The sequence below is a fragment of the Marinobacter sp. 1-4A genome, assembly GCF_016597725.1.
In the GTDB taxonomy this organism is placed as follows: Bacteria; Pseudomonadota; Gammaproteobacteria; order Pseudomonadales; family Oleiphilaceae; genus Marinobacter.
Genome location: NZ_VCGY01000017.1, coordinates 1 through 8,670 on the forward strand (window position 1 = coordinate 1; position 8,670 = coordinate 8,670).

12 protein-coding genes are annotated in these 8,670 nt (G+C 46.5%); 11 read left to right on the forward strand and 1 reads right to left on the reverse strand.

All coding sequences use genetic code 11. The features are described from left to right. Positions 1–146 precede the first annotated feature (146 nt). From FE845_RS18275 to FE845_RS18300, 6 genes are all read left to right on the forward strand, one after another. A complete protein-coding gene (locus FE845_RS18275) occupies positions 147–383 on the forward strand; it encodes a hypothetical protein (protein WP_200367918.1) in 237 nt (78 codons plus the stop codon). Positions 384–932: 549 nt separating this feature from the next. After that, entirely contained in the window at positions 933–1,364 is a 432-nt protein-coding gene (locus tag FE845_RS18280; protein ID WP_200367920.1) for a hypothetical protein, read from the forward strand. Positions 1,365–1,507: 143 nt separating this feature from the next. Continuing rightward, positions 1,508–1,780 carry a CopG family ribbon-helix-helix protein gene (locus FE845_RS18285; RefSeq protein WP_200367931.1) on the forward strand — a complete coding sequence of 91 codons (273 nt, stop codon included), beginning with the start codon at positions 1,508–1,510 and terminating at the stop codon, positions 1,778–1,780. Continuing rightward, complete coding sequence (locus tag FE845_RS18290) at positions 1,777–2,058, forward strand: type II toxin-antitoxin system RelE/ParE family toxin (protein ID WP_200367933.1); 282 nt, start codon at positions 1,777–1,779, stop codon at positions 2,056–2,058. Before FE845_RS18285 ends, FE845_RS18290 begins: the two co-directional genes overlap by 4 nt. Before the next feature lie 522 nt (positions 2,059–2,580). Continuing rightward, the gene (locus FE845_RS18295; RefSeq protein WP_200367935.1) at positions 2,581–2,934 is read left to right on the forward strand and encodes a hypothetical protein; all 354 of its coding nucleotides are present in this window, start codon (positions 2,581–2,583) and stop codon (positions 2,932–2,934) included. A gap of 610 nt (positions 2,935–3,544) precedes the next feature. Further along, positions 3,545–4,069, forward strand: coding sequence for a hypothetical protein (locus FE845_RS18300; protein WP_200367937.1), 525 nt, complete (start codon positions 3,545–3,547; stop codon positions 4,067–4,069). A 529-nt stretch (positions 4,070–4,598) separates the two neighbouring features. On the opposite strand, the gene FE845_RS18305 is transcribed toward FE845_RS18300, so the two are convergent. Beyond that, positions 4,599–5,339 carry an MBL fold metallo-hydrolase gene (locus FE845_RS18305; RefSeq protein WP_020742835.1) on the reverse strand — a complete coding sequence of 247 codons (741 nt, stop codon included), beginning with the start codon at positions 5,337–5,339 and terminating at the stop codon, positions 4,599–4,601. An 84-nt stretch (positions 5,340–5,423) separates the two neighbouring features. Here FE845_RS18305 and FE845_RS18310 point away from each other — a divergent pair, with 84 nt between their 5' ends. The 5 genes from FE845_RS18310 (at position 5,424) to FE845_RS18330 (ending at position 8,469) form a co-directional block, all read left to right on the forward strand. Beyond that, positions 5,424–5,768 carry a winged helix-turn-helix transcriptional regulator gene (locus FE845_RS18310; RefSeq protein WP_020742834.1) on the forward strand — a complete coding sequence of 115 codons (345 nt, stop codon included), beginning with the start codon at positions 5,424–5,426 and terminating at the stop codon, positions 5,766–5,768. A gap of 613 nt (positions 5,769–6,381) precedes the next feature. Then, positions 6,382–6,843, forward strand: a complete 462-nt coding sequence (locus tag FE845_RS18315) for a DUF4279 domain-containing protein (protein ID WP_200367940.1) — start codon at positions 6,382–6,384, stop codon at positions 6,841–6,843. A gap of 126 nt (positions 6,844–6,969) precedes the next feature. Next, positions 6,970–7,413 carry a hypothetical protein gene (locus tag FE845_RS18320; protein ID WP_200367942.1) on the forward strand — a complete coding sequence of 148 codons (444 nt, stop codon included), beginning with the start codon at positions 6,970–6,972 and terminating at the stop codon, positions 7,411–7,413. A 97-nt stretch (positions 7,414–7,510) separates the two neighbouring features. Next, on the forward strand, positions 7,511–7,951 hold the full coding sequence (locus tag FE845_RS18325) for a hypothetical protein (protein WP_200367944.1): 441 nt from the start codon (positions 7,511–7,513) through the stop codon (positions 7,949–7,951). 80 nt (positions 7,952–8,031) lie between these two features. After that, positions 8,032–8,469, forward strand: coding sequence for a GyrI-like domain-containing protein (locus tag FE845_RS18330; protein ID WP_200367946.1), 438 nt, complete (start codon positions 8,032–8,034; stop codon positions 8,467–8,469). Positions 8,470–8,670 lie beyond the last annotated feature (201 nt).

The following is an 8,670-nucleotide window of genomic DNA, read 5'->3' on the forward strand; positions in this document are numbered from 1 at the left end:
GGCTCAGTACCTGCTGCCTAACAAGTGGCTGCAACGGACATAAAACGCTTGGCACCTTTTGCGCATTTCGCTTCGCGGCGCAAAAACCGCCAAGCATTTTATGCCGCTGAGCCATGCGTTAAAAGTCACAAGGAGTCGCAGGCGATATGAAGTTCTGGGGTTATACAAAAGAGCTGCAGCATGCTGAGAGTCCGCAGCCAGCGGAACTCCCCGAGGTAACCATATCTGCGACACCAGCCGAGCTAAGAGCGATAGCTCACTTTCTGGCAAAGGTAGCCGACGAAATTGAGGTACACGGTAGCGATTTCGAGCACGAACACTTCGCAACCGATGACGAGAACAACCCAAGCTTGGTTATATTCAACCCTGATGCTCTGAGCTGATATTTTAACAAGGCCAGGCACGGCGACGTCTATTACATTGCGGCTCCGCCTCCATTCCATAGCCGCGCATGCTGGCTGGCGTTAGCTGAGAAGTGCGCTGTTCCTTTTGGGTGGTTCGGTGCCAGTGGCCTTGGCCGAAAACGGGTAGCAAAATCGGTAAGGACGGTGGTTCGCCAAGGCCGTCGGAACTCGTCGTGTTGCTGGCAGCTCAGTCGGCCAGCGGTGTTGGTAATAAGTTGGGTGTTTGCCGCGCGGGGCCGTCCGGCGAAACCTTGTTCCTTGCTTACCTGCTACTCTGAAGTTCAGGTTCATTCACCACAATTTTGGCGGTGGTTTTAATCACAGTGCATCAGCGGTAGCTGGTGCCAGGGGGCGTCGGTGCAGGCTGTCATGTTTGGTTGCCAAAGGTCGGGTTTCATTCCGGTTCGGTTGTTCGCAGCTAACAAGGCGCATCAATACGCGGCCTGTGGCCGCCGGACGCCCTTTTCATTGCGGCTGCGCCTCCATTACAAGGGCGCCGTTGTGCGCTGGCGTTAAATGGCAAGGAATATGAGCGAGCCGAAAAGAATCTCAGATATCACGGTTGAGGATTTACAGAGTCACCAGTGGTGTGTCTATCACAATGACGAAGATGGCTATGATTGTTTCGAGCATGTAATCCCTGACAGTCACCCAGAGTTCAGTGAGGACATTGTTCAGTTAGAGCTTGCCGAGTTTTCTTTTGCTAACGGTAAAGTTCAGTTCGGCTCCTTCGACGGATCAGAATCCTTTGTCCTTTTTGCAGATGGAATCCGATATTATTTTTGGCATGGAATCCGTCAGCCAGACCAATCTGAACTTGATGAGTTCTCACGTTTCTTAACCGCCAATGAGCTTCAGCTTCCGGTCGTGGCTCGAGCCAAGTGGTCTGCAACTGAAAGGACCTTTCGTGGTTTTCAGTTCATCGATAGTCTCGGCGAAAGGCGCGAGATAGCCATTTAATAATTGGTTGTAGTTCGTTCCGGCCGACGGCCTACACCGGGCGCCCCTGTCGGGGCGCCGCTAAACCACGGCGTTAAATTTTTTGCTGCACTCCCATCGACTATGCTGTAATACGTTGTAGTCGAAAATTCGAGGGTATAGTCATGAGTGTCACCACAGTTCGCCTCCAAGCAGAAGTTGAACAGCATCTGGAAGCAATCGCCGGCAGGCTGCACCGGAGCAAAGGCTGGGTAATCAACCAGGCTTTGTCAGAATACATAGAAAAGCAGCAGCTTGAGCAAGAGCGATGGAAACAAACGTTAGAGGCAATGGAGTCTGCTGCCCGTGGCAAGGTGGTTGATGCCAGCGAGGTTCATAGCTGGCTTAATAGTTGGGGAGCCGAGAACGAGCAGGACGCACCGAGGTCAGGTAAGTGAAACTGGTTTACACGGATGATGCCATTGAAGATTTGAAACGTTTGAGGGAGTTCATTGACGTCCACAATCCATCAGCGGCAGCCAAGGTTGCCGCCGAACTGGTTGGCAAAATCGGACTGCTTCCAGACTTCCCCAAAATGGGCACACCCGTTGAAATAGCACCGGTGCCAGACTCTGTTCGAGATATGGTTTTTGGAAAATACGTCGTTCGATACTCACTTCATGCCAGCACCATCATTATTCTGCGGGTATGGCATGGCCTTGAAGGTGAACGATAGTAATTTAACCAGGCGCGGCACTCGGATGCCTTTGTCTCCGCTTCGCTACGCCAAAGTCACCGGTGCGCTCAGCGTTAGCTGGTAGTGCTTTGGTCTTTTTTGGTGGTTGGGTGCTATTGGCCTTGGCCGAGAGTTGGTAGCCGAATCGGCAACATGGTGATTCGGCCAAGCCCCGAAAATTTGGCGTGTTGCTGGTAGCTCAATGGGCCAGCGGTGTTGGTAGTAAACGGGGGAGTTTCGGTCTTGGGGCTGTCCGCCGAAAGTTAATCCCTTGCTTACCTGCTACTCTGATGTTCAGGTTCATTCACCGCATCATTGGCGGTAGTTTTAATAATGATGCATCGGCGAATTTGGGTGCAAGGGCAGCGGTGTAGGCTGCGATGTTGGTTGCCAAGGATTAGACTTTATTGATGCCCCCAGCTAACCAGTCGCTGTAGTACGTTCCCGGCCCGAGGGCCGTCCACCGGACGCCACTGACGTGGCGCCGCTAAGCTCAGCGTTAGCTTAATAGAAGGAATATAAATGAGTATTTTTGACTTATCTGAAGAAGATTTTCTATCAGTAGTAACTCCGATAGCTGAAAGTATGCAGGTTGGTTGGGATGAAGACAGTTACGAGAAATTCTCTGAGTATTTTTCTGAAAGTATGAAGGAATATGTCGATATCGAAAATTATTCAAAGCAAAGAAAAGTAATATTTTCGGATTTGGGTAAGCACAAAAAAATGGAGTTACTTGCAACACATAAGAATCCAAACGAGATTATAGTTATGTGGAGGCTTTATTGCTCAAACAGGGAAACACCGGCACTTACCACTTACTTTTTTCAAGAAAAAAACGGTAAAGTGGTAATTGAGGCAGCCAACATTAACTATTAAAAACAAAGCTAACAAGTGCATGCTACGGACAAAAAACAGTTGTCACCTTTTGCGCATTTCCGCTACGCGGGCGCAAAAGCCGCCAACTGTTTTTTGCCGCAGATGCAGGCGTTATGCGATCGTCCTATGAAAATTCGTGGTAAGTGCAAGTGTGGTAATTGTAAAGTCGTGGCCGAGGGTCCAATTGAACTCAGCGAACTTGTGCCTCGCGTTTGTGATTGCGAGTATTGTCAGCAGCACCCGTCTGCAGTGGTAAGTAATCCGAATATGGTGGTTTCGGTCGAATCCCAGTCCTCCATATACACGGCGTTTAATGGCAGTGGCCAAGCTACTTTCTATCACTGCCAAGGCTGCAATCAGTTGCTGGCTGTGGGTGCCACATTAGGCGGGGTATCGTTAGGCGCAGTTAACGCATTCTTATTTGGCGAACTCAACCAATTTGCAGAGCCAATCTCAATTCAGCCATGGCTACTTTCCCCAAGTGAGAAAGTGGCGCGCTGGCCAAAGGTTTGGGGTAGGCTGAAAGTATGTTACGCATAACCAGGCGCGCCAGCCGACGTGTACTGCTGCGCAGCACACGCAGCTGCGCTCAACGTTAGGCAGTTTTGAAATGAAATTGAACGCAGGGAAGGTAACAGTAAATAAACCAGTCGAGCAGGTGTATGCCTTTCTCACACGTTTCGAGAATCTTGAGAAGCAATTGCCCGAAAAATTGATTCCGGATTATGAGATTGAGTTCGATGACGACCTCGAAGGAGACTTCAAGATTGGCGATATTGTTTCGCTTTATCTGTTTGCTGTTTACGAAGGCGATGACGATAAATGTTGCGACTTAAAAATTGAAAAACTCGTTCCTAACACGGAAATAGGCTTTAAGATTGTTTACCTTGGGAAATTTGACGAGGAAAAGGACGACTGGTCAGATCCATTGCCGTTAAAGAACCTGATGGGAGCTGTTGGCGCAGAAATGCGCTTAATTCCGATTGGTGAGAAAACACAGATAAAGTTGATGAGCCTCGTCGAGCCACCGTCAAGGTGTTTTGGCGTGATCATGCGGTTTCTCAATTTCTTAGCCAGGTTAGGATCCAAGAGGCATATGAAAGACTGGGAGCAAGTCATTGAAAAATATGCCTAACAAGGCCATTCAGTTTGTTGCGGGCCTACGGCCCTCCACCGGACGGCTTTCAGCCGCCGCTGATGGCAAGCGTTAAAAATCAGGTGAACATGGGCCGCATACGGAAGTTCTTTCATGACGCTGCGAGGCTAAAGCCCTACTACAGGGTCTGTTCAAATGTAGCTGCGGGTTTGGGAGTAGTGATCGGAATCGGCCTATGGTACTTCACTTTGGTTCCCCTCTTAGCTGCCTCGCTAGGCATTGATGTTGCCAACTCTGCCCAACCTGGGGATCCGACTGCGTTCTTTGCAATCACTATGGTTTTGCTGTTGGTAGTGTCTATGATCATTTGCGTCCAGGGAGTCTTTTTCTCTCTGGTCTTACTTGGTCGCTTGAGGTTCGCTGATGTGATGTCGATCATCTTTCGTTTGCGCTACCCTCAGAGTTGGACCAATTTTTAACAAGTCGCAGCAGTACGCGGCCGATGGCCGCCGGACGCCCTTTCCATGGCTCCTTCGTCGCCATTCCAAGGTCGCCGCTGTGCTCAGCGTTATTTGTTCGCCACTGTTTTCAACTTTTCTATATGACGCAACACTTCAACTTGAGGTAATGGTCCCCCATGGCCCATAAAAAATGTCGACACACCCTGGTCTGAAATTGTTTTAAGTTCCTGACTAACTTTTAAGGGGTTCTCTTCAAATGGAGGCCTCTTTGCCCGGTTTGTTCTGATAATGCCACCTAATAATATTCCTGACGATATGAGATCACCAACGACTGCCTGAGTGTTTTCAACAATGACAGAAATGGAGCCTTCGGTGTGACCAGGCGTTGAAATAACTTCTCCATCAAATCCAAAGTCATTAAGCCCGAATTTCTCAGATGATTTCAGTAATATGTCTGGCTTGAAGGCTTCGTATGGCCTCTGAATTGCTCCGGTTAGACTAAATAGCCGACCAAACCATCCAGTGGCACAAAAAAACATTTTCTTTTCCCCTGTAAAATAGGGCAAGTCTGCTTTGTGTGCAATGATGGGAGCAGCAGACAGAGATTTAATTTTTGATGCATTTCCCGCATGATCAATATGGGCATGTGTGATCACGATTAGTTTGATATCGTTAAAATCCAGATTTAATTTTTTTAGTACACGATTAATTTTATTTTCAGTATTGGGTAAACCTGTATCTATAAGAATACATCCATTTGTGTTCACTAATAGAAATGCATTTATCATTCCTAAAGGAAAAATGGGTATAGTATGTATGTATGTTTTCGGAAACTGGTACTTCTTCATGATCCTGAGCTTTCATGTATTGAATTATCTGGAACTATAACTGCATGGCAGATATCGTCAATTAGGCACTTTTAGGTAACTGGTATGGATGATAGAAGAAAAAACGATGATAATCCTTTGAATTGCCCGGTGTTTTCAACACTCAACCTTATCAGTGGAAAATGGAAGCCAATGATCATTCGCACGTTAATTGAGCGACCAATGAGGTTCGGACAAATTAAAAAAAGATTGTCACCAATTAGCCAGAAAGTTTTAACTCAACAGCTTAGAGAGCTTGAGAAGGATCAGGTTGTTCAGAGAGAGGTATTTGAGGAAAAGGTACTGAATGTAACCTATTCGTTAACCCATTATGGAAGATCATTGATTCCTGTTTTAGAAGAATTACACGAGTGGGGCAACAGGCATTTCCCTCATTTTTCCCAAAGATAAAGCAGGCGCAAAAGTTATATGAGTCATTAAACACAGGTAAAAGCACGTGGCACTTTTATACATACAACACTTAACAAGGCCAAGCACAATCGTGCAATGCAAAAAAACGCATTGCACTGGACAGCCTACGCTTCGCTTCGGCTGCCTGTGTTGGCGACGTTAGGGGTCTTAAAGGCATATAGTTACGTCAGCCTAAGCGTCAAAAAGAGTGCGACGCAGTGAAGCAAAACGGCTAGAATTATCCCATGATAAAAGCAAAAGTTAAGCTCTGTGATATAGGGTAAATGTACCGCTTAGGTTGCGGGGCAACAGGTATTAAAAACTGCGCCGTTAATTTAGAGTTCTTCGCTTCGTCTGATATGAAAAGCGAAGGGACTGAATAAAATTCTAAGCGCGTTACAAAGAAGGTACTTCGGGAGCAGCCATCCCCCTGAAGTAAATGAATAAAAAAGAACTAGGGGAATGAGCAACTCCGGAGAGACGTATCAAAGTCCGAAGTGAATTAAACCCCTAACAAAAAGCTGCAACGGACTCCGTATATTTGTCACTTTTTATGCAAAGAGCCGCATAAAAACCGCCAAATATACTACGCCGTTGAGCAAGGCGTTAGGCCATGAAAATGAGTAATGATAAAGTAGTCCAAATTGGTTCTAAAGGAAAAGAAATTATAACTGGAGGAGTAGTTGATTCTTCGAGTGCATCACTATGCTTTTACGCAGAAGACCTAGATCCCGATGAAATTACAAAAATACTAGGTGTTAATGCAACGAGGAGTATTAAAAGAGGTGATCGTCGTAATTCTGTGGCTAAACCATATAAAAAAGGTGCTTGGATTTATCGCGTTGAAGGTAATGCACCTAGTGGTCCAAATGAACATTTAATCAATTTGCTAAACTCTTTTTCAGTGAAAACCGAAATTTGGGAGCAGTTGCGTAAAAAATACGAATGTAGAATTTCAATAGGTATCCATATTTATGGTTGGAATCGTGGTTTTACATTGTCACCTAAGGCTTTAACCCAAGTTAATAATACAGGTATTGAGTTAGACTTTGATATTTATGCTGACGACGAATAAAATGCCTAACAAGGCGCTGCAACGGATTGTTTTTAAAGTACTTCTTTTGCGCGTGGCAAGCCACTTTAGCGCAAAAGAAGTACTTTAAAAACAACCGTTGAGCGCGACGTTAGGAGTCATTAGGTTATGGCGGCGGACCCAAAACCATTTACCACTGAGGCCCTCGTTTTGGGGCTGAATTTTTTTGCAGGGGGCTACATCGTTTTCGGTCACCTATTGACGGGTGAAGACATAGACGTTCACCGGTTCATAGATGCCTTAAGCGCTTGGCTTCAGGTGTTTGGCTTTATCTTGTTGTCATTCGAGTTTTTACGCAGGCCGTTAATTGATCAACAGTCACAAGATTTTGAAGTGAAGCGAAACGGTATTTCAGAAAGTCTAGACAACCTCAAGGGCAGCAAGCCCACACCGGAGAAGCATGCAGAGTGGTTTTCATTAACCCGCGGAGGTTTAGACCTAGAACGCAGGTACGAGCCGGTCAGGAATTTTGAGGTCACCGCTCGGCAAGTTTGCTGGGCTGGGTTTGTCTTAGTAATTGCGGGCTATATTTTGCAACTTGCGACAGCATGACTCCTAACAAGTGCAGGCACGGCGACGCCTACTACATTGCGCCTTCGGCTCCATTCCGCAGGCGCGCATGCTGCAAGCGTTAAATGTCAGAGCAAGTATGAGCCAACTATCAATAACAATTGATCTCGATGATGATGGTAGTGCAGGTCTTTCCGGGCGCTTTGCATCTCAGGGATTCAGTGGTTTTGGCGAAGGCTGGTTCAATCTGAGTGAAATCAGAGAGTTCTGTAATGGTTTCGAGAAATTGGCCAGCACATTGGAAGGCGAGACAGAATTAATTGCCGGGCAATCTAAAGTTGACGGAACTGACTACTTAGAGCGCTTCGGTCTAAGATGTTACGTGGTTGCAAAAACAGGGATTCTAGGGGTGCATGTAACTCTCTCCGAGTACCCATACACTGATTGCCGCCCGCAAGAAATCTCAATGGTTTCAGGCGAGCTAAAAGTTGAAATTCAGTCGGCAATAAATTTCATTCAGGGGCTACGTAGCCTTTGTTCCGGCAGTGTAGCGGAGGCAATCCTCGTTGGTCGCCAGTAAACATTTAACAAGTGCAGGCAAGGGACGCTCCTGACGTCGCGCCCCTGCTGCAAGCGTTATGAAATCTAGGAGACCGAATCGTGAAGGTTGTTCAGATAGAAGAAGAAACCGTAAATGGGATCAAAGTTCGCACAAAGAACGCTGATGAGATGAACCCTGATTCATCAAAAATATCGGGGCTTTGGCAGCATTTTTATGGCGATATTGCTCCAAAGCTGAAAAGAGAAGCGAGAGTTTTTGGTGTTTACTGCAACTATGAGTCAGATTTCACCGGTGAATTTGATGTGGTAGCCGGTTCTGATATGTTTGAAGGTGGCGTTGACTCTGTCACGATTCAGGCAGGTAAATATTTGGTTTTTGAAGGAAAGGGGAGCCTGCCACAGGCTGTTATAGATACTTGGTCGGAGATCTGGCGGTACTTTAGTTCAGGCGAGCCAGAATATGTTCGTGCTTATACTACTGACTTTGAGCTGTACAAAAGTGATAGCGAAATCCAGATATACATCGCTATCAAGTAGATTTCATAACAAGGCCAATCACAGCGACAGCTTTTCCGTTGCGGCTTCGCCTCCACTACAAAGCTGCGCGTGTTGGCGGCGTTATGCAATATAGGGAAATCACGGTGTCTATATGATGGAAGTTGAAGAGGTTTGGGGCAAAGATACAAAATCATGCGAAGGTAGCTCAATCGTAGCCATTGAAATTGTAACTTTGGCTCA

Bases quoted from the DNA above. Each gene is read 5' to 3' on its own strand.
- FE845_RS18305 (WP_020742835.1), bottom strand. From the start codon at position 5,339: ATGAAGAAGTACCAGTTTCCGAAAACATACATACATACTATACCCATT.
- FE845_RS18325 (WP_200367944.1), top strand. From the start codon at position 7,511: ATGAGCCAACTATCAATAACAATTGATCTCGATGATGATGGTAGTGCA.
- FE845_RS18280 (WP_200367920.1), top strand. From the start codon at position 933: ATGAGCGAGCCGAAAAGAATCTCAGATATCACGGTTGAGGATTTACAG.
- FE845_RS18285 (WP_200367931.1), top strand. From the start codon at position 1,508: ATGAGTGTCACCACAGTTCGCCTCCAAGCAGAAGTTGAACAGCATCTG.
- FE845_RS18300 (WP_200367937.1), top strand. From the start codon at position 3,545: ATGAAATTGAACGCAGGGAAGGTAACAGTAAATAAACCAGTCGAGCAG.
- FE845_RS18315 (WP_200367940.1), top strand. From the start codon at position 6,382: ATGAAAATGAGTAATGATAAAGTAGTCCAAATTGGTTCTAAAGGAAAA.
- FE845_RS18275 (WP_200367918.1), top strand. From the start codon at position 147: ATGAAGTTCTGGGGTTATACAAAAGAGCTGCAGCATGCTGAGAGTCCG.
- FE845_RS18310 (WP_020742834.1), top strand. From the start codon at position 5,424: ATGGATGATAGAAGAAAAAACGATGATAATCCTTTGAATTGCCCGGTG.
- FE845_RS18320 (WP_200367942.1), top strand. From the start codon at position 6,970: ATGGCGGCGGACCCAAAACCATTTACCACTGAGGCCCTCGTTTTGGGG.
- FE845_RS18295 (WP_200367935.1), top strand. From the start codon at position 2,581: ATGAGTATTTTTGACTTATCTGAAGAAGATTTTCTATCAGTAGTAACT.